Origin of the sequence: Corynebacterium sp. 13CS0277 (assembly GCF_002994655.1) — a bacterium.
GTDB lineage: Bacteria > Actinomycetota > Actinomycetes > Mycobacteriales > Mycobacteriaceae > Corynebacterium.
The window spans coordinates 70,828-94,712 of record NZ_PPDL01000001.1 but is presented as its reverse complement, the minus strand read 5'-3'; the positions used below and the strand labels follow the sequence as shown (position 1 = coordinate 94,712).

Sequence of the window (23,885 nt, the reverse complement as noted above, 5' to 3'; positions counted from 1 at the left end):
CATCTACCCCCGATTCATCAGACAAGCTTCAGTCTGTCCTCGCGCGGGCATCCAATTTTATGCGAGAGGCGACGGTGCCACGGCGGGACATCTAACTGCCGACATGTCCCCCACGCCCGGACCCCAAAGGACAACCGCAAGCTGAGGACGACTGCACATGCGCTACCTGCGCGACGGCGCGAAGAACCCACCACCCACCAAAGGGCGCCCGCATACTTTGCACCACACACAATGACACAGGGGTGGCCGCGCAAGTAGCACCCTGCAGGGATGCGGTAGACCGCACGGTCTTGTATGCTTCGCATCACACGCGTTCGCGAGTGGGTGCAGCCTCACGCCGGAACCACACACCGGCCAGAAGCGCCCCGCCCCGCGAACACCACGACCACCCCCAGGAGGCCCTATGTCTAGCAACCGCTCCTTCGCGGTGAAGATGACGAGCATCATCGCCGCATCCACACTGTTCCTCGCCGGCTGCGCCAGCGACGGCGAGAACTCGGGCGACAAGAGCAGCTCGTCCGCCCAGACCGTCGACGCCCTGAAGTTCACCTACAACAAGGTCGCCTACGAGGACCTCAAAGACGGCGGCGAAATCGTCACCGCCCTCGCCGAACTCAGTGAGCAGCAGAACCGCTTCCACGCCGACGGCACGAGCTACACCACGGACATCTGGCGCTGGTACAACCCGCAGATGATCTACTTCACCCCCGAAGGCGAGCCGGTTGCTAACCCCGAGTACATCGAATCGATGGACTCCGAGCTGGTCGACGGCAACACCGTCGTCACCTACAAGCTCAACAAGAAGGCCAAGTTCAACGACGACACCCCGATCGACGTCACCGCCTTCCAGACCACCTGGGAGATCAACCGCGCCGACACCGAGGACTACACCCCGAACGCGACCGACGGCTACGAACTCATCACCTCCGTCGAACCCGGTGCCGACAACTACGAGGTCAAGGTCACCTTCGACGGCCCCTACCTGTACTGGCCCGGCCTGTTCAACGAGATCGCCCACCCGGCGCTCAAGGACCCGGAGAACTACAACGGCTACCTCAAGCAGCTGCACCCCGAGTGGGGCGCAGGCCCGTACACCGTCGACTTCGTCGACTTCAACAAGGGCGAGGTGGGCTTCAAGCGCAACGACAAGTGGTGGGGCCGCCCCGGCAAGCTCGACCGCCGCATCTACCGCTTCATGGAGGCCAAGGCCGCCGTCAACGCCTTCAAGAACGGCGAGATCGACGGCGTCGGCGCAGGTACCAAGGACTCCTACGCGGCCATCCAGGGCATGGACAACATCTACATCTCCGAGGGTCCGGACGTCGCCAACAACATCCTCACCCTCAACGCGAAGTCCGAGAACCTGCAGGACATCAAGGTCCGCGAAGCCGTGGTGCGCGCCATCAACCGCGACACCATCGTCGACATCGCCTTCAACACCCTCCCGCTGAAGGGCGAGCCCTCCGGCTCCCTGTTCAACTTCCCCTTCCAGGAGGGCTACCACGACAACTTCACCAAGGTCGGCGGCTTCGACGCGGAGAAGTCCAAGAAGCTCCTCGAGGAGGCCGGCTGGGTTGAGGGTGCCGACGGCATCCGCGAGAAGGACGGCAAGAAGCTCACCCTGAACTACATCGTGTTCTCCGACTCGGAAGTCATCCGCGCGATGGCGTCCGCCGTGCAGAAGATGCTCAAGGACGTCGGCATCGACGCCCAGATCGACTCCCGCCCCGGCTCCGACTTCTCCGGTACCCTGAGCCGCCGCGACTTCGACCTGCTGCCCATGGGCTGGAGCGCCACCGACCCCTACGGTGTCGCCTACTTCGGCCAGTCCTACCTGTCTGACTCCGAGTTCAACAAGTCCGGCACCGGCACCCCGGAGCTCGACGCGAAGATCCGCGAGATGCAGGCCATGACCGACCCGGAGGCGCAGAACAAGCGCGCCAACGAGCTCGAGGAAGAAGCCTTCGCGCAGTACGGCATCATGCCCTACTACAACCGTGTGGTCATCTCCGCCCAGAAGGAAGGCCTGGCCAACATGGGCGCCACCGGCTTCGCCTCCTTCCCGAAGGAAGAACTCGGCTGGGCCAAGTAACGCCCCGTCTGCGGCGCCTGCAGTTCACACACTGGGCACCGCACACAGATCCTTTCCCGACACCCCCGCAGCGGCTGCGCTGCGGGGGTGTCGGCGTCTGGCACCACGACAGCGCCCCGCGCCACCGCCCACCGACCTCACCCCAGCGAGTGAACCCCACACCCGATGCAGGTCACCTCACACCTGGATGCACAATGTGGGCTGACTGACAGTCAGCTTGTAAGATGTGATGCGATTGCAGCCACACGTGGGCCCACCCGCGCCCACACTCACCTTGTCGTGGACTGCACGGCAGACCCCCGTCGGCCCACCCGCCGACGCCCTGCCTTTCGTGATCTCAGGAGGACAACCCCACCATGACACAACGTTCCCTCGGCACCCGCGTGACCGCCGCCCTGGCAGTGACTGCCCTCGCGCTCACCGGCTGCGCATCGGATGGTGGCGACTCGGGCGCTGACAAGAAGACCGTCCACGCCAACAAGGACTTCAACTTCCTGTCCGCCAGCTACGACGAGCTCCGCGACGGCGGCGACTACGTCACCGGCCTCAGCGAACTCAGCGAACAGCAAAACCGCTTCCACGCTGACTCCACTCGCTACACCACGGACCTGTGGCGCTGGTACAACCCGCACCTCATCTACTTCACCCCCGAAGGTGAGCCGGTCGCCAACGAGGCCTACATCGAGTCCATGAACGAGGAGATGGTGGACGGCAATACCGTCGTCACCTTCAAGCTCAACAAGGACGCCAAGTTCAACGACGGCACTCCGATCGATGTCACCGCCTTCCAGACCTACTGGGAGATCAACCGCGGCGACAACGACGCCTACGCCCCGAAGTCCACCGACGGTTTCGAGCAGATCACCTCCGTCGAGCCCGGTGCCGATAACTTTGAGGTCAAGGTCACCTTCGACGGCCCCTACCTGTACTGGCCCGGCCTGTTCACCGACATGGCGCACCCGGCGTTGAAGGACCCGGCGAACTACAACAGCTACCTCAAGCAGCTGCACCCCGAGTGGGGTGCCGGCCCCTACACGGTGGAAAACGTCGACTTCAACAAGGGCGAGGTTGTCTTCGTCCGCAACGACAAGTGGTGGGGCAAGCCCGGCAAGCTCGACCGCCGCATCTTCCGCTACATGGAGGACAAGGCTGCGATCAACGCCTTCAAGAACGGTGAGATCGACTCCCTGGCGCTCAACGCGAAGGAGTCCTACCAGTCCGTGAAGGATATGCCGGGCATCGCGATCAACGATGCACCGGATACCCGCACCACCCTGACCGTGCTGAACTCCAACAGTGAGGTGCTCAAGGACGTTCACGTGCGTGAGGCCGTCACCCGCGGCATCAACCGCAGCACCATCACCGACATCGTCTTCAACGGCATGCCCTACGAGGGTGAGCCGGTCGGCTCTCTCATCATGTTCCCCTTCCAGCCGGGCTACAGCGATAACTTCGACAAGGTCGGTGGCTTCGACCCGGAGAAGTCCGCACAGATCCTCGACGAGGCGGGGTGGACTGTGGGGGCCGATGGCTTCCGCGAGAAGGACGGCCAGAAGCTGTCCCTGACCTACGTCCTCTTCGGTGACCTTGAGGTCTCCAAGGCGATGGCGACCGCCACCCAGAAGATGCTCAAGGACGTCGGCGTCGATGTCGTCATCGACAACCGCCCGGGTTCCGAATTCTCCAAGACGCTGCGCAACCGCGACTTCGACATCCTGCCGATGGCGTGGGGTGCCACCGACCCCTACGGTATTGCCTACATGGGCCAGATGTTCTTCGCCGATTCCGAGCTGAACAAGTCCGACACCGGCTCCGCCGAGATCGACGAAAAGATCCGTCAGCTGCAGCAGATGGACAACGCCGAGGAGCAGATCAAGTTCGCCAACGAGATCGAGGAGGACGTTTTCGCCCTGTTCGGTCTGATCCCGAACTACAACCCGGCCCGCGTCGTCGCCACGAAGGAAGGCATCGCCAACGTCGGTGCGACCGGCTTCGCCGTGTTCCCGGCAGAGCTCATCGGCTGGAAGAAGTAACCCCCTTCTCCCCCAGCATGCGGCGGCGCCTCGCGCCCCTCATGACTTCTGGGGGAATGGCAAGGATCCAGCCGACGCCTTCAACACTTCACTCACCGCCCGTGGCGGGAGGCACCAGCTTCCCACCACGGGCGGTGCGCATTGTGGCACGTCCCCCTGGGCCACCACGCCCGGGGCAGCACCCGTTCCTTACCCCATAGGCACCAGAGCGGCGTCTGACAGCTCCCCGAGCAACAGGAAACCCCCGCGACCTCGTCCACACGTGGATAAGGTCCGGGGGTTGAGCTGTGGCACACCCAGCAGTGGGGTGTGCCGGCAGGGAAGCTTAGCGCTTCTCCTTGATCTTGGCTGCCTTGCCGCGCAGGTTGCGCAGGTAGTACAGCTTCGCACGACGGACGTCACCGCGGGAGACGACCTCGATGTGATCGATGTTCGGGGAGTGCACCGGGAAGGTACGCTCCACACCGATGCCGAAGGAGACCTTGCGGACGGTGAAAGTCTCACGGATGCCACCGTTCTGGCGGCGGATGACAACACCCTTGAAGACCTGGATACGGGACTTGTCGCCCTCGATAACCTTGACGTGGACGTTCAGGGTGTCACCGGGACGGAAGTCCGGGATGTCGTCGCGCAGCTGCGCGGCATCGACCTTGTCGAGAATGTTCATGTAAGCAATCCTTCACAGATGCATAAGGACAGAGGAACCTAGCGGCTCTTCCCTCAACTGGGCGCTCGGCCGGTTCGTATCCGAGACAATTAAGCAGCCTGTGGGGCAGACCTTAGCCATCTTCCTGCCGCACCTGCGGCTCCCGCACGAGGCGGCGATGAGCGCGAGGTATAGGGCATGACGGAAGAGAGTCTGCACCAAGACAACCGGTTCATTATGGCATGGGGGGCCACACGCAGCAACTTTGTCACAGTGGCCCCACCGGTCACGGTGCGTCGGCGGCTAACGCAGGCCCGCGTCGCGCAGCGCCTGCGCGAGCGCACCACCGGCAGCCTCGGAACCACCCTGGGCACCGCGGCCACCGCGGCGCCGGTCGCCCCGGGGGCGTCCCTGCGCCCCACCACGGGAGCCGCCGCCGCGGCGCTCCCCACCGGTGGACGAGCCCTCGCCGCGGGCCTTGCCTCGGCCACCGCGCGGCTTGCTGCCGCGGGCACTGCCCTCCGCCTCGTCGTCGAGCAGCAAGCTCAGTCCGATGCGGCGGCGGTCGACGTCGACGTCGATGACTTTGACCTTGACGACGTCGCCGGAGCGGACAATCGTGTGCGGGTCTTGGACGAACTGGCGGCTCATGTGGGAGACGTGCACGAGGCCGTCCTGGTGGACTCCGATGTCGACGAACGCGCCGAAGGCCGCGACGTTGGTGACGGTGCCTTCGAGGATCATGCCGGGGGTGACATCAGCAACCTCGTGCACACCCTCCGCGAAGGTTGCGGTGGCGAATTCGGGGCGCGGGTCACGGCCGGGCTTGTCGAGCTCCGCCAAAATGTCCGTCACGGTCGGCACACCGAACTGCTCGTCGGCGAAGTCGGCGGGGTTGAGGCGGTGCAACTGCCGGGTATTACCGATCAGGTCGCCCACTCCGAGCCCGGTGGCGGCGGCGATGCGGCGCACCACGTCGTAGGCCTCGGGGTGGACGGCAGAGCTATCCAGCGGGTCCTCGCCGCCCATGATGCGGAGGAAGCCGGCGGACTGCTCAAAGGCCTTCGGCCCGAGGCGGGGCACCTTCTGGAGTTCTTTGCGGGTGCGAAATGCGCCGTTGTCGTCACGGTAGGCGACGATGTTTCCGGCGAGGGTGGCAGAGATGCCGGCCACGCGGCTGAGCAGCGCGACGGAGGCGGTGTTGACGTCAACGCCGACGGCGTTGACGGCGTCCTCCACCACGGCATCGAGGGTGCGGGCCAGGTGGGTTTGATTCACGTCGTGCTGGTACTGGCCGACGCCGATGGACTTCGGGTCGATCTTGACGAGTTCGGCCAGCGGATCCTGGAGGCGGCGGGCGATGGACACCGCACCGCGCAGCGAGACGTCCATATCGGGGAATTCTTCGGCGGCAATCTTGGAGGCCGAGTACACGCTGGCCCCGGATTCGCTCACCGTCACCGGGGTGGGCTTCTCGCCGCCGGCGGCGACGATGAGTTCGGCGACTTCCTGCGCGAGCGTCATCGTTTCGCGGGAGGCCGTGCCGTTGCCGACGGCAAGCAGCTGCACGCCGTGCTTCGCGGCGAGCATCGCCAGCTCCTTGGCAGCCTGGTCCCACTGCTTTTGCGGCTGGTGGGGGTAGACGATGGTGGTGTCGAGCACCTTGCCGGTGGCATCCACGACGGCCACCTTGACGCCGTTGCGGTAGCCCGGGTCCAGGCCCATGGTGGCCCGCTGCCCGGCCGGCGCCGCCAGCAGCACGTCACGCAGGTTGGTGGCGAAGACTTTCAGGGCGCCTTCTTCGGCAGCTTCCTTGAGCCGCATACGGGTGTCCAGGCCTGCGGACACCGACAGTTTGGTGCGCCACGCCCAGTTCACCGCGTCCGCCAGCCACGGGCTCTCGCCGACTGCGAGGTCGGCACGGCGGGCGATAAGCCCGGGGAAGTCGAGTTCGTCGCCGGCCGCGAAGTTCAGGCGCAACACGCCGTCTTTTTCGCCGCGCAGCAGCGCGAGAATGCGGTGGCTGGGCAGCTTGGTGAAGGGTTCGTCGTAATGGAAGTAGTCGGCGAACTTCTCGCCTTCCTTCTCCTTGCCATCGATGACCTGCGCGGAGACGTGGCCGGTGGCGAAGAACGTATCACGCACCTCGCCGACGACGTCGGCGTCGGTGGCGACCCGGTCCACGAGGATGTTGCGTGCGCCTTCCAGGACGGCGGCCGCGTCGGCGAAGTCTTTGGTGATGAAGCGCGCGGCGAGGTCTTCCGGGGTGGCCTGCGGCTGGTTGATGAGTTCGTCAACGAGCGGCTCGATGCCAGCCTCGCGGGCGATATCAGCCTTAGTGCGGCGACGCTTTTTAAACGGCAGGTACAGGTCCTCGAGGCGGGCCTTGGTGGTGGTTTCCTCGATCTGGCGGCGCAGCTTCGCCGTCAGCTTGCCCTGTTCCTCGATGGCTGCGAGCACCGTTTCCTTGCGGTGGTGCAAGTCGCGCAGGTATTCAGCGCGTTCCTCGATGAAACGCAGCTGCGTGTCGTCCAGGCCGCCGGTCTTTTCCTTGCGGTAGCGGGCGATGAAGGGGACGGTGTTTCCCTCCGCGAGCAGCTCGAGGGCTGCGCGCACACCGTCGGCGTTCAGTGCCGCTTCGGCGGCAATCGCCGCTGCGACATCAAAGTTTCGTGACGCGGTCGTGGTTTCGGTCATTTCAGCAATCCTACCCACCGCCCCGCACCCCGCCCACACCCCACCCACGCGGCAGCGCGGCAGCAGCCGCTGTCCCCCGGTGTGGGTGCTCCCCCGCCCCAGGCAGGTAGATCCCCGGGGCAGGCCCGGCAGCACAGGCGCTTCCTGGCAGGGGCCGTGGCCACTACAAGCGCACGTTGCAGGCAGCCCCGCTGCCCGGCTCGGCCCGCCCGGCCCGGGTGGTGCCGTACCAGGTGGCATCTGCCGGCAGGCAGTCGACGACTGCCCGGGTCATGTCCGCATCCGCTAGTGCTGTGCGGGCATTGACGATGACCCGGTGGAGGGTCTGCGTAATCGGCGGGGTACCGTGCCGCATTTCGTATTCGGTGACGAGCATGTTGTCGGGTTCGCAGCCCAGGGACAGCGGCTCGACGAAGATCTCAGGATCGTGCAGGCCGGCGGCCGCGAGGCGTTGCGCCCAACGCGACTGCGCGGCGGTGAGCTCACGAGCGTTGGCGAGCACCTGCAGATCGGCGCATTTCTGCGCCTCCTCGGCGTGCGACGACGCGGCGGTCAAGGGGGTGTGGGGCGTGGGAGTGCTCATGGGTTCTCCGGGGTGGGGTTGTGGGGTGCGGGAGCCGACACGATGGTCGCGTCGCGGACGCCACCGGCGCGCAGCACTGTGAGCAGCGCCGCGTCGTCGAGGGTCGTTCGCACGCTGATGATGGACGCCTCACCCGCAGCCTCCGCCGCTGGTGGTTCCTCCACCGGGCGTGCGCGGACGTCGCCGATGGCGGGGTTGTCTTTGAGTCGGCGGCGCACCGCCTTGGCGCGCTTGCCAGTGGCGGGCAATCCTGGGGCGTACACGTCGACATCACGCCCCGCGAGAATCAGGTGATCAGCCGCGCTGAGCTGCACCTCGGCGAGCAGATCCGGCCGGCGGCTGGCCGTGAGCCGCAGGGATTGTTCGTGCCGCCAGGCGGCAATCGCGTCGTGGTTGCCGCTGCGGAGCACGGCCGGCACCTCAAGCCCGCGCCACTGCACGGGTTTGGTGTAACTGGGGCCTTCGAGCAACCCGTCGGAGAAACTGTCGTCCTCGTGGCTCTCGGCGTTGCCGAGCACCCCGGGAATGAGTCGGCAGACGGCCTCTGCGATGACAAGGGTGGCGACCTCCCCACCGATGAGGACGTAGTCGCCGATGGAGACTTCCCGCACCCGGTAGCGCTGCTGCGCGTCGACGACGACGCGGCTATCGATGCCCTCGTAGCGCCCGCAGGCGAACACGAGGTGGTCTTCCCGGGACCAGGCGCGGGCATGCGCCTGAGTGAAAGGAACACCCGCCGGGGTGGGCACGATGAGCACCGGCAGGCTGGGATCCTCCCCCGGCTGGGCACTGGGGTCCGCATCCCCGTAGGCCTCCGCCCGGCGCCCCCGCACAGCATCGTGGGTGGGTTGGGCTTTGTGCGGCTGCGCGGAGTCCACCGCCGCCCCGGCAGCAGGGCCGGTGCCGGCCGCCACGTCGTCGAGGGCGGGCCCCCAGACCTGAGGCATCATGACCATGCCGGGACCCCCGCCATAAGGGGTGTCGTCGACCGCGCGGTGCACCCCGCGCGCCCACTGGCGGAGATCATGCACGCCGACGCTCAGGAGGCCGTCTTCAATGGCGCGGCCCAGCAGGGCGTGGCGCAGCGGCTCCAAGTATTCGGGAAAGATGGTGACGACGTCGAGGCGCACGGGCGGGACACACTCCAGCGGTGGGGACTTTGAGAGCGACAGGCGGGGATGGGGGGCCGCACCGACGGTGTCGGGTGCGGCGGCACGTGTGGGGCGCTAGATGCTGTCGAGGTCCAGCAACCCCTCGGGCGGGGTGATGGTCAGCGTTCCGGACTCAAGATCAACCTCCGGGACGATGGCGTGCACGAAGGGCACGAGTGCGTCCCCGCCCCGGGTCAGCGCAACGCTGAGAAGGGTGCCGGCAGGGCCGTGGCTGACGGAGTCGACCGCGCCGATGTCCTCGCCGTCGTGGATGACGCGCAGGCCTTCCAGCTCGTGATCGTAGAAGCCCTCCTCATCGTCATCATCGTCGAGCGGAGGCGCGAAGAATTGGGTACCGCGCAGGGATTCTGCGGCCGTACGGTCGGCAATCTCCTCGAAAGTCACCAGCAGGCGGCCCTGGTGGGGGCGGGACTTCGCCACGGTCAGCGTGTGCTCCTTGCCGGACTGCGTGCCGTGGAGAACCTGGCCGACAGCGAAGCGGATGTCCGGCTCGTCGGTGGTGGGCTCGACGGCCACTTCGCCGCGGATGCCGTGGGCCTTGATCACTCGGCCAATGAGGAGTTCAACGTCGCTTGTCATGGGCTACAACTCTACCGCCTCCCACGGGCTACCACCCCACACGGTGGGAGCCGCGCCTCGTGCGGACTAGTCGCCGGTGTGCATGATGAGCCACAGCACGCCGCCGTCCGCGCCGTCGGCGACGGCAACTTCGTGCGGAATGTACGCATCGAGGTGCATCATCATCCCGCCGCTTAAGACCACAGGGTCCTGCCCGGCGACGGTGAACAGCAGCGCGCCCTCCGGCGCGGAGACGGTGATCGGGTGCGCGGCTTTATGCTGGCGCAGCTGTTGGCCGGGTTGGAAGCGGAAGAGGATGTGGTTGGCGCGGGGGCCGGTGTGGATGCGGGCCACGGCCGGGCGGGCCCCCTTCTGTGCGGCAGGCGCAAGTGCCAGCACGTCGCCGTGAAACACGGCCCCTGTAGTGTCGGCGTCACCGAAGGTCTCCGGGCGGTGGATGGGCAGCGAGGTGGCCCCTTCTTGAGGTTGTGGGGCTTGGGTTGTCATGGGAACAATGCTCCTTGTCTGTCGCGGCGGGGGCCGGGCCTTAGTCGACCTTGGTGTAGACGCGGCCAATGGCACCGAGGTTGTGGGCGTGGCGGCGGAAGGCGGCGCGCATCCCGAAGACCGCCGCGCGAAGTTTGCTGTCGCGCAGCACGGTGAAGATGATGCGGGGCACCCGCCAGCCCTCGTCGGCGAGCACGCGGCGGGGTTCCAGCAGACTCATCGTGGTGGTGTAGGTGTCGACGACAGCCAGCCCTTGGGCGGCGGCCAGGCCCGCCCATTCGCTGATGGTCAGCGGTCGGGCATTGACGTGGATCGCGCGGGCGATGTCGCGTCGAATGTTGGTTTTTGTCTCCTCGGCGAGGTCGTCAGGGCGCAGAAGCAGCTCGTGGCTGAGCAGCACTCCACCGGGGCGCAGGATGCGGGCGGCTTCGGCGAGAATCTCTGCCTTGTGGGTGTCGGTGTGCATGCTGAGCATGGCTTCGGCGACGACGACGTCGGCGCAGGCATCGGGCAGCCCGGTGGCGTTGGCCTCTCCTTCACGCAGGGTGCCGCGGCTACCGATGGCGGCGCGGGCGGTGGCCACGGCGGCGGCGTCGCGGTCGATGCCGGTGTAGCTGCGGGGATTGCGGGCGAGGATCTCCTTGGCGGTGAGCCCCAGCCCGGGGGCGAATTCGACGACGTCCTTGTCGCGCAGGTCCACCTGGTCGAGCAGCCAGTGGGTGGTTTCTTTGCCACCGGGGCGCAGGACTTTCTTCCCTGCGCGGGCGAGCACCCAGTGTCCGGGGGCGTGGGCGGGGTCGCGGTCGGCGGCGGGCAGCGGTGCGGCGGACATGCTCAATTCCTTCGGGTCTCAGGGGCGCAGGCGGTGGAGGTCACCGGAGGGATAAGTAGTGGAGGATTCCCTCAACAGCCCTTAAATATGCATCCAGCATACCTCTTTTAGGGCGGTGGGTATCACCTCCTCCCCCAGGCCCGCGCAGTCATACCTCTCCCCCACCCCACACGACGCGAAAAAGCTCCCCACCGCCCATGCGGTGGGGAGCTTGTTCAGCACACGCCCCCACCCCGGTGACCGGGGACAGTGACGTGAAAAAAGAGGTGTGGCTTACTCAGCCTCGGCAGCAGCCTCAGCCTCTTCGACGGCTTCCTCAGCAGCCTCAGCAGCGGCAGCGGCCTCTGCTTCCTTGGCAGCCTCTTCAGCAGCCTTCTTCTCAGCCTCAGCCTTGGCCTTGCGCTTCTTCTCGGTGATGGCCTCAGCGGTCGGGCCGTTGTTCGCCTCGGCGAGAGCCTCGTTGAACAGCTCCAGCTTGGACTTCTTCGGCTCAGCAACCTGCAGGCGGCCCTCGGCGCCCGGCAGGCCCTTGAACTTCTGCCAGTCACCGGTGATCTTCAGCAGGGCGAGGACCGGCTCGGTCGGCTGAGCACCGACGGACAGCCAGTACTGAGCGCGCTCGGAGTCAACCTCGATGACGGAGGGGTTGTTCTTCGGCTGGTAGATGCCGAGGTTCTCGATCACCTTGCCGGAACGGCGGGTGCGGGCGTCAGCAACGACGATGCGGTACTCGGGGGTGCGGATCTTGCCGCGACGCTGCAGCTTAATCTTGACGGCCATGGAAGGCTCCTTCTGTGTGGTCACTGGGCAGTACAGACACCCGGGGGTTCCCGGGCCGGTTCAACCCTTTAACTTTTTACCTGCGGGTGACCACCGGTCGACCGGGGTCGATGACGGTGTACCGCAGGATGAGGTCATGCGGCGTGCGCGCGGGGCGCACACAACCTCGGCAACGTTAGCACACCACCCACCGCAACCCCACATCCGCATCCCTACCGTGCGCGGCAGGTCACAGGCACTGAGGCTGGTGTGACAGGTGTCGATACGCGTGACCGCCACACCCCACTGCAAGTGGGCGCGGCGGTCACACACCATCACCGTGTGGCGTGGCGGCAGCGCTACTTCTTCGGAGCCCCGCCCAGGTCCCCCAGATCGAAGCCCGGGGGCATCTTCGGCATGCCGGGGATCTTGCCGAGCTTGCCCAGCCCACCGAGGCCGGGCATGCCGCCACCCATCTGTTCCTGCAGCTTCTGCAGTTCCTCCATGGACGGCATCCCGCCACCCATGCCCGGCATCCCCGGCATCCCGGGCATGCCCTGCGGCATCTTCGGACGGGTCGGCCCCTTCTTCGCAGGCTTACGCTTGCCGTTCTTGCCCTTGCGACCCTTCGGCTTCTTCTTCGTCGCCGACCGTCCGCCGCCCATGCCGAACTGGCCAGCCATCTGGCCCATCATCTTCTTCGCTTCGAAGAAACGCTCCACGAGCTGGTTGACGTCGGCGACACTCACACCGGAACCCTGCGCGATGCGCTTACGGCGGGAGGCGTTGAGGATCTTCGGGTTGGCCCGCTCCTCCGGGGTCATGCCGCGGATGATGGCCTGGATGCGGTCGAGCTGCTTCTCGTCGACCATGTCAGCCATCTGGCTCATCTGCTTGCCGCCGGGCAGCATCTTCAGCAGGTTGCCGATGGGACCCATGCGGCGCACCATGAGCATCTGGTTGAGGAAGTCCTCCAGCGTCAGCTCGCCGGAGACGAGCTTCGTGGCGGTCGTCATCGCGTCTTCCTGATCGATGACGCTCTCCGCCTGCTCAATCAGGGTGAGCACGTCACCCATACCGAGGATGCGGCTGGCCATGCGCTCCGGGTGGAACACATCGAAGTCTTCGAGCTTCTCGCCGGTGGAGGCGAACAGGATCGGCTTGCCGGTGACTTCACGAATCGACAGGGCGGCACCACCACGGGCGTCGCCGTCGAGCTTGGTGAGCACCACGCCGGTGAAGTCCACGCCATCGCGGAAGGCCTGGGCGGTCTGGACGGCGTCCTGACCGATCATGGCGTCGATGACGAAGAGCACTTCGTCGGGGTTGACGGCGTCGCGGATGTTGCGCGCCTGGTTCATGAGTTCCTCGTCGATACCGAGGCGGCCGGCGGTATCCACGATGACGATGTCGTGGTTGGTGCGCTTGGCTTCCTCGATGCCGGCGGTAGCGACTGCCACGGGGTCGCCGTGGGAGGTGCCCATCTCGTGGTCGAGGGTGTCGATCGCGGTGCCCGGGTCGGGGGCGAAGCAGTCGACGCCGGCACGCTCAGCGACGATCTGCAGCTGCTGCACAGCGCCGGGGCGCTGCAGGTCGCAGGCCACGAGCATCGGGGCGTGCCCCTTGCCCGCCAGGTGCTTGGCCAGCTTGCCCGCCAGGGTGGTCTTACCCGCACCCTGCAGGCCGGCGAGCATGATGACGGTCGGCGGATTTTTCGCCAGGGTGATGCGGCGGGTTTCACCGCCGAGGATCTCGATGAGTTCCTCGTTGACGATCTTGACGACCTGCTGGGCCGGGTTCAGCGCGGCGGAGACATCGGCGCCGGTGGCGCGCTCCTTGATGCGTTTAATGAAGCCGCGGACGACCGGCAGTGACACGTCGGCGTCGAGCAACGCCAACCGGATTTCGCGGGCGGTGGCGTTGATATCAGCCTCGGACAGCTTGCCTTTGCCTTTGAGGCCGGTCAGCGCGCTTGTCAGGCGGTCGGACAAGGACTCGAACACGGTGTTGTTCTCCCCTTCGCGGTAATGATGAGGTGCACCAGCGCCCTGGCAGCCGCCCACGGATGTTTCTCCGGGGTAGGCGGCGACGGGCGCATCATCTGCGGGTGCACGGTGATTCGGGTTATCTTAGCGACCCCGGTACCCCGGGCGCATTCTTGGGTGGCTTAGCCGCGCCGCCCAGCGGGTCGTGCGCCCGTGGCGAGCGTGCTGATGTCTTTCTCAATCCGGGCGCGCGCCGCAGCACCGGTCACGCAGGTCCCCAGGTCGGCGGTTGCCCGGATGGTGGAGCCGTAGCTTCGCATCGTCAGCCACCGGAAATCGGGCAGCAGCCCAATGAGTGCCCCCAGCACGCCGCGGCGGTCCTCGGCGCGGACTTCCACGATGGTGCCGTGCCACACGGTATTCACGGCGATGGGGTCCACGGGCGGCAGGAGGGTGAACACGCCGGAGTTATAGGCCTGGCGGAATTCCTCCGGGTCGATCGCTCCGACCGCACCACGGACCACGAACTCGGCGGCGCACACCCCGCCGTCGTCGTCGCCGTCGAAGACCATCTGGGCGTCGACGATACTCAGCCCTTTCGCGGCCAGCAGCGCCAGCACTCGCACCGACTCGCGCGGGTAGCGGCCCGTCCACTGCACCCGGTAGCCGGAATCGGTGGCGGAAATGTCGACGGCTCTGCCGGGTGCGACGAAGGGGCGTGCGGGTGGCGGTGTGGTGATGTGCTGCGCCATCTGGCGGCGGGCGTTGTGGCAGAGGGTGTAGACGTGGCGGGCCAACCTGTGGGTCCACACCGTCGGCCCGGTGGCCTGCGCGTCGGCCTCGGCGAGCGCCTCCAGCAGGTCGAGCACGAGCGGGTCGTAGTGCACCGCGTCGAGCACCAGGTCCACGGTGGCGGGATCTGTGGGATCGTGCCGCGCCGCGGTGGCTGCCAGCAGGGTGTGTTCGGCGACGAGGGTTTGCACGACCATGATGTCGCGGTGGTCGAGTCCCATGCGGGCGGCCATACGGGCGACCTGTTCGGCACCGACCTGCTCGTGGGGGCGGTCGTAGCCTTTGCCGATGTCGTGGTACAGCGCCGCGAGGAGCAGCAGGTCTGGGCGGGCCACCTCGACGGTGTTGTGCCCAAGCCGGGCCAAGGTGTCGAGGGTGTGGTGGTCGATGGTGTGGATGTGGCTGGCTTCCCGGGGCATGCGCCCGCGAATGTGGGGCCATTCGGGGACGATGGCTTCCCACAGGCCGTGGTCGTCGAGGGCGCGGACAACGTTGTGGGTGTTTTCGGGGCTGGACAGCACCGCGATGAAATCGGCGACGGCGGCCTTCGGCCAGGGGGTGGGCAGCGGCGGGCAGTGCGCGAGGGCCGCGAGCGTGGAGGCGGCCACCGGGAGTCCGGTGCGTGCGCTGGCGGCGGCGACGCGTAGCACGAGGCTGGGGTCGTCCAGGCGGGGATTGCGGGACAGGGTGATGATGTCGCCGGCGTCGACGACGTCGGTGTCGAGGGGGCGGCGGGGAGCCTGGCGGGGGCCGGTGCGGCGCAGCATGGCGCGGGCCTGCGCCAGCGCGCTCGTCACGGCGGCATCAATGGTGCGCCCCGCGGCAGCCAGCGCCCGCGAGAGCTCATAGCGGGAGGGATAGTCGAGGGCGAGCGCAATATCGGCGGCGTATTCGGGGTCAAGCCCGTCACGCCGGCGTCGGGTGGCGTGGTGCAGCAAGGTCCGGATGTCGAGCAGGAGGCGGTGCTCGGAGTCCAGGGGCGGGATGTCGCACACGTTGCCCAGCGCGAGGGCCCGAATGAGCGCCAAATCCCGCAACCCACCGCGCCCGTTTTTCACATCGGGGCGTGTCATCGCGACGACGGAGCCGCTACGCCGCCAGCGGGCGATTGCGGAGCTGGTGACGTCGTCGAAGACGCGGGGCAGCATCTGCCGCCAGGTGGCCAGGATGCGGGCCCGGGTGCGCTCCACGAGGGCGATATCACCGGCGATGGGGACGATCTCCAGCAGCGCGAGAGCCGCAGTGATGTCCTCCGCCATGATCGCCGTGCACTGTTGCGGGGTCCGCACCGCATGATCGATCCTCCAGGGGGAATCCCACAGGGGGTAGACGATGCGCTCCACGCACCGGGCCACCTGCTCGTCGTCCTCCCCCGGCAAGTCCTCGCCGTCCGGCAGCAGGATGAGTAGGTCAACGTCGGAGTATTCGGTCATCTCCCCACGCGCCAGCGACCCCGTGGCCGCGAGCGCCCACCCCTGGGGCAGGGGTAGCTGCTGGAGTGCCTCCCGGGCACGGGCCACAGTGTCGGCCCGCACCGCTTCCGCGCGGGCCGCGCCCTCCGGGGCGTCTCCTGAACTGCCCGCTGCTGCGGCTGCTAATGCTGCTGCGCCTGTGTCCGGAGTCTGTGGCATGGGGTGTCGGCGGCCTTTCGTACAACAACACGGTGGTGGGCGGGCGCGCCACACCTGGCGTGGCGGGGTGCGGCAGGCCCGAGGTGCACCCCGCAGGGCACAGTCGACGGGCCAGGGCGCTGGGCGCCACAGCCTGCCAGCGGTGCGGCAGGTCAGCGGGTGGGCGTGTTAAAGGGCCTGGTCGTCGCGTTCACCGGTGCGAACGCGGATCAGCTGCTCGACGGGGGTCACCCACAGCTTGCCGTCGCCAATCTTGCCCGTCCGCGCGGCCTCCACGATGGCGTCGACGACCTCGTCGACGTCCTCGTCGTCAACGACAACCTCCAGCTTGATCTTCGGCACGAAATCCACCGCGTATTCGGCACCCCGGTAGACCTCGGTGTGGCCTTTTTGCTGACCGAATCCTTGGGATTCGGTGACAGTCATGCCTCGGATGCCGAGCTGCTCGAGGGCGTCCTGGACTTCGCCGAGGGTAAAGGGCTTGATGATGGCGGTGATGAGTTTCACGGCTGGGCTTCTTTCACGTCAGCAGGTGCAACGGGCAGTGGGGCTCGGTGGGTGCCGAAGGGGTGGGCACGGCGCAGGGCGCGGGGTGAGTCTCGCGGCGGCCGCACCATCACCGCCTGTGGGGCGGGTGCGTCGGTGGCAGCTGCCGCGAGGTGTCTGGGGCCAGTGTATCGTTAGCGCCCCCGCCCCAGGGTGGGAACAGTGGTGTCGTAGGCGGACTCACCGTGGATGTGGGTGTCGATGCCGCCGAGTTCGACGTCGCGATCGACGCGCCAGCCCATGGTGCGGCGGATCGTCAGCCCGAGGACTGCGGTCACCACCCCAGCCAGGGCCATGGCCGCCAGCGCAATGAGCGCCTGCACTACCAGGAGTTCGCAGCCTCCGCGCAGCCCGCCGCCGGTCAACAGGCCCCGTCCGGTGGCGCAGAATCCGACGGCCACGGTGCCCCACACAGCCCCGACGAGGTGCACGCCAACAACGTCGAGGGTGTCGTCGAAACCGAAGCGGTATTTCAGTCCCACGCCCATGGCTGCCAGCGCGCCGCCAGTCACCCCCAGCAGCAGCGCCCACAGGGGCATGACGTCACCGGCGGCGGGCGTGATGGTCACCAGACCCGCCACCACCCCGGAGGCAGCCCCCAGGCTGGTGGCGTGGCCGTCGCGGATGCGCTCCACGCACAGCCACCCCAGCAATCCGGCGGCGGCTGCGGCGGTGGTGTTCAACCACGCCAGGCCCGCCAAGCTCTGATCGCCCAGTGCGGAGCCGGCGTTGAATCCGAGCCAGCCGAACCACAGCAGGGCGGCACCGAGCATGACCAGCGGCAGGTTGTGGGGGCGGTGCACGTGGTGGGGGAAGCCGCGCCGGTTGCCGATGATGAGCACCAGCACGAGGGCTGCCGTGCCCGCTGAGATGTGGACGACGGTGCCGCCCGCAAAGTCGATGGGGGCGATGCGGGCGTGTTCCCCGGCGGTGCCGAACAGCCAGGCACTCACCCCGTGGGCGTCCTCGCCGAGGATGCCGCCGCCCCACACTTGATGGGCCAAGGGGTAGTAGACCAGGGTGACCCAGCACGCGGAGAACAGCAGCCAGGCGGAGTACTTCACGCGTTCCGCGATCGCGCCGGAGATCAGCGCGACGCTGATGATGGCGAAGGTGAGCTGGAAGCAGACGTCGATGATGCGGGCGTAGCCGTTGTCACCGACAGCAAAGACTGGGGTGCCGTGATCACTGGCGGTGATGACTCCCCGCAGTCCTAGGTAGTCCAGCGGGCTGGCAATGACCCCTGCGAGGCTCGTTGGGCCATAAGACATGGAGTAGCCGTAGGCGATGGAGGTGACCGTGACGACGCCCATCGCCCCGAAACTCATCATCATCATGTTGAGCACGGACTTCTGCCGGCTCATGCCTCCGTAGAACAGGGCCAGGGCGGGTGTCATGAGGAGCACGAGCGAGGCGGCTACCAACACCCACAGCCCGCCGGTGGCGGTGGATTCCCCGACTGCCGGTTGTGGGTGAGCGGCGCCGGCAAGGAGGGTGGTCACGGGAATGTGGGCCGCGTCGGCTGCGGCACCGAGGGGCGGGGGAACAAGGGACATCTGCGACCTTCCGATTAGGGACCGTCACCTGCACCACCTCACGGGTTCAGGCCTGCGCATGGTGGGTGTGGTGCGGGTGGCGTGTGGAACACCAGGAATTCTACCTATAGACCAACAGGTTTTCGCATGATGCAGAGGGAACCACGCATTGAGCCGAACCACACCACCGCACTCCTCCCCCATGCCACCCCGCTGACCCACCACACACCGCGCCGAACGATCCCCCACACGCACAACACCCGCCCATCCCGTCCACGAGCACTTCGGCACGCAACGGAATTGGGCGGGTGTCACAACCAGCCAGAGGCGGTTTAGCTCGTGCCCCCCAGCAGAGCATCGACGAAGGAATCAACCTCGAAGGGGGCGAGATCATCCGCGCCCTCGCCGAGACCCACCAGCTTCACCGGCACACCCAGCTCTTCCTGAACCTGGAAAACGATGCCACCCTTGGCGGTGCCGTCGAGCTTGGTGAGCACCACACCGGTGATGTCGACGACATCCCGGAAGGTGCGGGCCTGCATGAGACCGTTCTGGCCGATCGTCGCGTCCAGCACGAGCAGCACCTCGTCGACCTGAGCCTTCTTCTCCACGACGCGCTTGACCTTGCCCAGCTGGTCCATGAGGCCCACGGAGGTGTGGAGGCGGCCGGCGGTATCCACCAGCACCACATCCACCCCGTCGGCCACGCCGGTGGCCACCGCATCGAAGGCCACGGAGGCCGGGTCGGCCCCCTCAGCGCCGCGCACGGTCGCTGCACCCACGCGACGACCCCAGGTCTCCAGCTGATCGGCGGCTGCGGCGCGGAAGGTATCCGCCGCACCCAGGAGCACCGTGTGCCCCATCGACACGAGCACGCGAGCCAGCTTGCCGGTGGTGGTGGTCTTGCCAGTGCCGTTGACGCCGACGACGAGGACCACGGCAGGCTTGCCGTCGTAGGGCATGGCCTTGATGGAGCGATCCAGCTCCGGCTTGCAGGCCTCGATGAGGGTTTCCCGCAGCATGGCACGGGCTTCAGCCTCACTCGACACGCCACGGGCGGCGATCTTCTCGCGCAGAGCCTCGACGACGGCGACCGTCGTCGCGGTGCCCAGATCAGCCATGAGAAGAGTGTCTTCAATTTCCTCCCAGGCGTCCTCATCCAGGTCGCCGGCGCTCAGGATGCCGAGCACGCCCTGACCGATGACGTTCTGGGAGCGCGAGAGGCGGCCGCGCAGGCGGCCCAGACGACCTTCAGCGGGTGCGATGTCGTCCTGGGGTGCGGCGGGCACTGCCGGCGTCGCGTCCGCGGCAGGCGCGGGCGTGTCCTCACGGGCTGCACTGGCGGCAGCCTCCACACTCTCGGCGGCGAGGGCGGCCTCCACGGCCTCCTCCTGCGCGGCCGCGTCGTCCGCCGCAGGTTCTGCGGCTTCAGCCGCAGCATCGACAGTCTCGGCGGGAGCTTCCTCCACTACGGGGGCAGCGTCAGGCGCCGGAGCCTCCGCGCGAGTTTCCTGCGGGGCAGACTCCTCCGGGGCGGCAGCCGGCTCTGCGGGAGCCGCATCGGCGGCCTCTGCCGCTTCCGCCTGCGCGGCGGCGGCCTCAGCGTCGGCCAAGCCCGGGATCTCTTGCGCGAGGTTCACGGGCTGCTCGGGCGCGATATCGCCGGCATCTTCCACCGGCGCAGCGGGAGCATCCTCCTGTGCGGTGGCCTTGGCCTCAGCTGCAGCATCCAGCAGGTCGCGATCCTCGTCGGCCTGAGTCATGCCGACAGTGCCGACGAGGTTATCGCGCAGATCCTCAGCCGCATCCTCCGCCTGCACCGCGGCGGAGGCGTCCTCGGTGACAACATCCTCGGCGTCCGTGCGCGCGGCGGTGGCGGCAGCAATGCCACCGACTGCGGCATCGACAACCTCTTCCGGGGTGTGGACTGCGGCGTCAGTCGCCGCGTCCTCCACGACAGTGTCCTGCTCGACGGGCTGCTGGGCGACCTCGGCATCAAGGACGTCCGCATCCTTGGGCAGATCTGTCGGCTCCTTGGCGGGCGTGGCGGAGGCATGCTGCTGGAGCTGCTCGTTGACGGCTGCGGTCATCGCAGCTGCGGCCGCGGCAGCACCGCCGGCGGCGGCCGCACCACGAGCGTTGTCCACCGGCTGCTTCGGCTTCGCAGGGGCGAAGTTGAAGTTGCTCTTGGCCTGGTAGTTTCCAGACTTTTCTTCCTGGGTCAGCTCCTTCGGCTCTTCCTTCTCAGTGAAGGAAACCGTCTTGGAGGCTTTGCGTTTGAGCCCCACGATGACGATGAGGGCGACCAGGAGCGCCAGGACGACGACAACGGCCGCACCGATCATGAGGGGGGACACGGTAGATAAATCCATGCTCTCTATAGTTGCAGGTTTTCCCGGGGGAGGGTACAAGCACCCCCATACTAGACAGGCCAGTCTATGAGCTTTAGACTGCACGGTACTTTAGATTCTTTGAAGCCGCTCACCCCGTTCCGCCTCACCGCCGGGGCAGCACTTCCTCCCCACGGAAAGCACCCCACAGCCATGTCCCCCAAACCCCACCTGCAACCCCCACCGCGACCACTCCGCCGCCGCACCGTCCTCGCCGGACTGGCCGCCCTGCCGGCCGCCGGCCTCCTCGGCACCCATCTGAGCAGGTCACGCAGCCCGCACGCGCAAGCAGCAACCATGCCCATCACCATCGGATACATCCCCATCGCCTGCGCAACGTCGCTCATCCTCGCCGATGCTCTCGGCACCTTCGCCGCCGGTGGCCTCAACGTTCGCCTGCGGAAATTCGTCGGCTGGTCGGAACTCTGGTCCGCCTACGTCACCGGCGATATTGACGTCGCCCACATGCTCTCCCCGATGCCGATCGCCATCGATGCCGGGGCCGCCGGCGGTGCCCGCCCCACCCGCATCGCTGCCACCCTCAACACCAACGGCCAGGCTTTCGTCCTCGCAGCCCACCACCACGCCCGCGTCCGCGACATCAGCGACCTCCGCGGCTTCACCCTGGGCATCCCCTTCGAGTACTCCGTCCACGCCTTGCTGCTGCGGGACCAGCTGGCGGCGGCCGGTGTGGACCCGGACCTCGACGTCTCCCTGCGGCTGCTGCGCCCAGCCGACATGGTCGCCCAGCTCGCCACCGGCACCATCGATGGCTTCGTCGGACCCGAACCACTGACAGAACGAGCCCTCCAACAGGGCTACGGCCGCGCCTTCGCGCTGACGAAACAGTGGTGGGACAACCACCCGTGCTGCTGCGTCGCCGTCGCCAAGGACTTCGCGGATGCGCACCCCGGCATCGACGACGCCCTCCAACAGTCCCTCTTCGCGGCCGCGCGCACCACCAACGACGCGGCACGCACCGCCGAGATTGCCGCGCAGGAAAACTACCTCAACCAGCCGGCGGCATTCGTCGCCGGCGCACTTTCAGGCACCTACACCGCCTGGGACGACCGGGTCGTCACCGATCTGGAGCGCATGCGTTTCGACTCCCCCACCGATGGCGCGGCCGTGACCTGGATGGCCGCCCAGCTGGCCCGCTGGAATCTGGGGATTCCCGCCACCACAGCCGCGGTCACCGCCGCGGCGGAAGCGGTCCTCCCTGCAGGCACACCGACCAGCCCAGCGCTGGAGATCTCCGGCACCACGTTCCGCCCCACCGCCCCACTCGCTGGCTACGGCACCGGGCCCAACTAAGTCGCCCCCACACACCACCTTCTCGCAACGACACACTGAAAGTGTTCTCTCATGACCACCCCCATCCTCAACCCCACCCGCCCGAGCACGCCCACCACTGCTGAAGACTCTGCACGTGCGGCCGCGCCGCGCAGGCGAGCATGGCCCACCCCACCGGGCAGCCCACCAGATGCCCGCGCGACGGCACGGGCCGCCGCCTTCAGCCTCACCGGCATCACCGTGTTCCTCGCCGCCTGGCACCTGGCCGCCCAGCAGGGGTGGCTCTCCCCCATCGCCCCCACTCCCAACGGAGTGTGGACCCGCGCCGTCGATCTCGTCGGCGACCCCTTCTACCGCACCGGCCCCGCCAGCGTCGGCATGTTCTGGCATTTGCTGGCGAGCCTGCAGCGAGTCCTTGTCGGTTTCGCAATCGCCACCGCCGTGGCCGTCCCGCTGGGCCTGCTCACGGGATTACACCCGACGCTCCGGCGGGCGACGGAGCCCGTCGTGCAGGTGCTACGCCCTGTCTCCCCCTTGGCGTGGCTGCCGCTGGGGTTGGCGCTGCTCCGCGACGCGGAGCACACCGCCATCTTCGTCATCGTCTTCACCGCTGTGTGGCCCACCCTGCTGGCCACCGCGGAGGCTGTCCGCACCATCCCGCCGACCTACCTCCACCTGGCGGCAACGCTGGGCACCTCCCGGTTGAGCACCCTGGTGCACGTCATCATCCCCGCCACCCTGCCGGGCATCGCCACCGGCCTGCGGTTGAGTTTGTCGACCTCCTGGCTGGTGATCATCGCCGCCGAAATGCTGGTCGGCGGGCGCGGCATGGGGTTCTTCCTGTGGAACATGTGGAACCGCCTCGACACCGACGCCATCGTCGTCGCCATCCTCATCATCGGTGCCACCGGCTTCGCCCTCGATACCGTGGTGAACCGCCTGACGAAAGTGATCCGCTATGCCTAAGCCGAACCCCACACCAGCGACCACTCCCCGCACGCCCGAAGAGACACGCGAATTTCCCGCCATCGAGCTGCGCGACGTCAGCCAGTCCTATGGCAGCACCCGCATTGTTGCGCCCACGACACTGCGGGTGGCCCCGGGCGAATTCGTTGCCCTCGTCGGCCCCTCCGGGTGCGGCAAATCCACCCTCCTCAACGTCATCGCAGGCCTCAAGCAACCGAGTGGCGGCCGCGTCGCCTGCTTCGGCGCCCCCATCACTGGCCCCGGCCCCGACCGAGCGGTGGTGTTCCAGCACCATGCCCTGCTGCCGTGGAAAACAGCACTGGGCAACATCGAGTTCGGGTTGCGCTCCGCGCGGCCGGAACTCACCCGACAGCAGCGGCGGGAGCTGGCCTGGGACATGCTCGCGGCCGTGGGCCTAGAACACGCTGCCCGACGGCTCCCGGGCCAGCTCAGCGGCGGCATGCAGCAGCGCGTCGGCATCGCCCGGGCGCTCAGCCTCAAAGCCAACATTGTGCTCCTCGACGAGCCTTTCGGCGCTCTGGATGCCCTGACCCGTGCCGATCTGCAGCAGCTACTCAAGCAACTCTGCCGCGACCACGCCACCACCGCGGTGCTTGTCACCCACGACGTGGAGGAGGCGGTGTTGCTCGCCGACCGAATTGTCGTGATGTCGGCCAGCCCCGAAGCACACATCGTCGCTGACCTCACCGTCGCCGAGCATGAGCCTCAGGAGTTGACCCACCATGTACTGCACCTGCTGGGGCACGCCCCGGCGGGCACCACCCCCGCAGCCCCTGTGCACTGAGGCCACGACCACCCCCTGCCCGATAGGCACAACCGCCGGCGCGCATCCCCACCCATGCAGGCT

General features: G+C 67.4%; 18 protein-coding genes. 5 read left to right on the top strand and 13 right to left on the bottom strand.

All coding sequences use genetic code 11. From position 1 onward, the window contains the following. The first annotated feature begins 403 nt into the window (after positions 1 to 403). Together C1Y63_RS00380 and C1Y63_RS00375 are read left to right on the top strand one after the other, a co-directional pair. The gene (locus tag C1Y63_RS00380) at positions 404 to 2,092 is read left to right on the top strand and encodes an ABC transporter family substrate-binding protein (protein ID WP_106014482.1); all 1,689 of its coding nucleotides are present in this window, start codon (positions 404 to 406) and stop codon (positions 2,090 to 2,092) included. Positions 2,093 to 2,448: 356 nt separating this feature from the next. After that, positions 2,449 to 4,125 carry an ABC transporter family substrate-binding protein gene (locus C1Y63_RS00375; protein ID WP_106014481.1) on the top strand — a complete coding sequence of 559 codons (1,677 nt, stop codon included), beginning with the start codon at positions 2,449 to 2,451 and terminating at the stop codon, positions 4,123 to 4,125. Positions 4,126 to 4,450: 325 nt separating this feature from the next. On the opposite strand, the gene rplS is transcribed toward C1Y63_RS00375, so the two are convergent. From rplS to ftsY, 13 genes are all read right to left on the bottom strand, one after another. Beyond that, entirely contained in the window at positions 4,451 to 4,792 is a 342-nt protein-coding gene (gene rplS / locus C1Y63_RS00370; RefSeq protein WP_106014480.1) for a 50S ribosomal protein L19, read from the bottom strand. Between the two features lie 282 nt (positions 4,793 to 5,074). Continuing rightward, positions 5,075 to 7,468 carry a Tex family protein gene (locus tag C1Y63_RS00365; RefSeq protein WP_106014479.1) on the bottom strand — a complete coding sequence of 798 codons (2,394 nt, stop codon included), beginning with the start codon at positions 7,466 to 7,468 and terminating at the stop codon, positions 5,075 to 5,077. 163 nt (positions 7,469 to 7,631) lie between these two features. After that, complete coding sequence (locus C1Y63_RS00360) at positions 7,632 to 8,051, bottom strand: hypothetical protein (protein WP_106014478.1); 420 nt, start codon at positions 8,049 to 8,051, stop codon at positions 7,632 to 7,634. Continuing rightward, positions 8,048 to 9,181: a tRNA (guanosine(37)-N1)-methyltransferase TrmD gene (trmD, locus tag C1Y63_RS00355; RefSeq protein ID WP_106014477.1), complete on the bottom strand. Its 1,134-nt coding sequence runs from the start codon at positions 9,179 to 9,181 to the stop codon at positions 8,048 to 8,050. Before trmD ends, C1Y63_RS00360 begins: the two co-directional genes overlap by 4 nt. A 96-nt stretch (positions 9,182 to 9,277) precedes the next feature. After that, the gene (gene rimM, locus C1Y63_RS00350) at positions 9,278 to 9,802 is read right to left on the bottom strand and encodes a ribosome maturation factor RimM (protein WP_106014476.1); all 525 of its coding nucleotides are present in this window, start codon (positions 9,800 to 9,802) and stop codon (positions 9,278 to 9,280) included. 66 nt (positions 9,803 to 9,868) lie between these two features. After that, on the bottom strand, positions 9,869 to 10,288 hold the full coding sequence (locus C1Y63_RS00345; RefSeq protein WP_106014475.1) for a LuxR family transcriptional regulator: 420 nt from the start codon (positions 10,286 to 10,288) through the stop codon (positions 9,869 to 9,871). 40 nt (positions 10,289 to 10,328) lie between these two features. After that, entirely contained in the window at positions 10,329 to 11,120 is a 792-nt protein-coding gene (locus C1Y63_RS00340; RefSeq protein WP_106014474.1) for a methyltransferase domain-containing protein, read from the bottom strand. Positions 11,121 to 11,393: 273 nt separating this feature from the next. Then, on the bottom strand, positions 11,394 to 11,900 hold the full coding sequence (rpsP, locus tag C1Y63_RS00335) for a 30S ribosomal protein S16 (RefSeq protein ID WP_106014473.1): 507 nt from the start codon (positions 11,898 to 11,900) through the stop codon (positions 11,394 to 11,396). 338 nt (positions 11,901 to 12,238) lie between these two features. Further along, complete coding sequence (ffh, locus tag C1Y63_RS00330) at positions 12,239 to 13,882, bottom strand: signal recognition particle protein (RefSeq protein WP_106014472.1); 1,644 nt, start codon at positions 13,880 to 13,882, stop codon at positions 12,239 to 12,241. A gap of 164 nt (positions 13,883 to 14,046) precedes the next feature. Next, positions 14,047 to 16,287, bottom strand: a complete 2,241-nt coding sequence (locus C1Y63_RS00325) for a [protein-PII] uridylyltransferase (RefSeq protein ID WP_106014471.1) — start codon at positions 16,285 to 16,287, stop codon at positions 14,047 to 14,049. A gap of 168 nt (positions 16,288 to 16,455) precedes the next feature. Continuing rightward, positions 16,456 to 16,794, bottom strand: coding sequence for a P-II family nitrogen regulator (locus C1Y63_RS00320; protein WP_106014470.1), 339 nt, complete (start codon positions 16,792 to 16,794; stop codon positions 16,456 to 16,458). Positions 16,795 to 16,967: 173 nt separating this feature from the next. Next, positions 16,968 to 18,389, bottom strand: a complete 1,422-nt coding sequence (locus C1Y63_RS00315) for an ammonium transporter (RefSeq protein WP_106014469.1) — start codon at positions 18,387 to 18,389, stop codon at positions 16,968 to 16,970. Positions 18,390 to 18,700: 311 nt separating this feature from the next. After that, positions 18,701 to 20,740: a signal recognition particle-docking protein FtsY gene (gene ftsY, locus C1Y63_RS00310; RefSeq protein WP_106014468.1), complete on the bottom strand. Its 2,040-nt coding sequence runs from the start codon at positions 20,738 to 20,740 to the stop codon at positions 18,701 to 18,703. 315 nt (positions 20,741 to 21,055) lie between these two features. Between ftsY and C1Y63_RS00305 the strand changes: the two genes are divergently transcribed. Genes C1Y63_RS00305 through C1Y63_RS00295 form a run of 3 tightly spaced genes read left to right on the top strand, consistent with a single transcriptional unit; the run spans position 21,056 to position 23,822 of the window. After that, positions 21,056 to 22,072: an ABC transporter substrate-binding protein gene (locus C1Y63_RS00305; RefSeq protein WP_233195500.1), complete on the top strand. Its 1,017-nt coding sequence runs from the start codon at positions 21,056 to 21,058 to the stop codon at positions 22,070 to 22,072. A gap of 51 nt (positions 22,073 to 22,123) precedes the next feature. Continuing rightward, entirely contained in the window at positions 22,124 to 23,017 is an 894-nt protein-coding gene (locus tag C1Y63_RS00300; RefSeq protein ID WP_106014466.1) for an ABC transporter permease, read from the top strand. Then, positions 23,010 to 23,822, top strand: a complete 813-nt coding sequence (locus C1Y63_RS00295; protein WP_106014465.1) for an ABC transporter ATP-binding protein — start codon at positions 23,010 to 23,012, stop codon at positions 23,820 to 23,822. Before C1Y63_RS00300 ends, C1Y63_RS00295 begins: the two co-directional genes overlap by 8 nt. Positions 23,823 to 23,885: the final 63 nt, after the last annotated feature.

Bases quoted from the DNA above. Each gene is read 5' to 3' on its own strand.
- C1Y63_RS00300 (WP_106014466.1), top strand. From the start codon at position 22,124: ATGACCACCCCCATCCTCAACCCCACCCGCCCGAGCACGCCCACCACT.
- rplS (WP_106014480.1), bottom strand. From the start codon at position 4,792: ATGAACATTCTCGACAAGGTCGATGCCGCGCAGCTGCGCGACGACATC.
- C1Y63_RS00380 (WP_106014482.1), top strand. From the start codon at position 404: ATGTCTAGCAACCGCTCCTTCGCGGTGAAGATGACGAGCATCATCGCC.
- C1Y63_RS00315 (WP_106014469.1), bottom strand. From the start codon at position 18,389: ATGTCCCTTGTTCCCCCGCCCCTCGGTGCCGCAGCCGACGCGGCCCAC.
- rpsP (WP_106014473.1), bottom strand. From the start codon at position 11,900: ATGGCCGTCAAGATTAAGCTGCAGCGTCGCGGCAAGATCCGCACCCCC.
- ftsY (WP_106014468.1), bottom strand. From the start codon at position 20,740: ATGGATTTATCTACCGTGTCCCCCCTCATGATCGGTGCGGCCGTTGTC.
- C1Y63_RS00345 (WP_106014475.1), bottom strand. From the start codon at position 10,288: ATGACAACCCAAGCCCCACAACCTCAAGAAGGGGCCACCTCGCTGCCC.
- C1Y63_RS00375 (WP_106014481.1), top strand. From the start codon at position 2,449: ATGACACAACGTTCCCTCGGCACCCGCGTGACCGCCGCCCTGGCAGTG.
- C1Y63_RS00360 (WP_106014478.1), bottom strand. From the start codon at position 8,051: ATGAGCACTCCCACGCCCCACACCCCCTTGACCGCCGCGTCGTCGCAC.
- C1Y63_RS00340 (WP_106014474.1), bottom strand. From the start codon at position 11,120: ATGTCCGCCGCACCGCTGCCCGCCGCCGACCGCGACCCCGCCCACGCC.
- C1Y63_RS00365 (WP_106014479.1), bottom strand. From the start codon at position 7,468: ATGACCGAAACCACGACCGCGTCACGAAACTTTGATGTCGCAGCGGCG.
- C1Y63_RS00295 (WP_106014465.1), top strand. From the start codon at position 23,010: ATGCCTAAGCCGAACCCCACACCAGCGACCACTCCCCGCACGCCCGAA.
- C1Y63_RS00325 (WP_106014471.1), bottom strand. From the start codon at position 16,287: ATGCCACAGACTCCGGACACAGGCGCAGCAGCATTAGCAGCCGCAGCA.
- C1Y63_RS00305 (WP_233195500.1), top strand. From the start codon at position 21,056: ATGCCCATCACCATCGGATACATCCCCATCGCCTGCGCAACGTCGCTC.
- rimM (WP_106014476.1), bottom strand. From the start codon at position 9,802: ATGACAAGCGACGTTGAACTCCTCATTGGCCGAGTGATCAAGGCCCAC.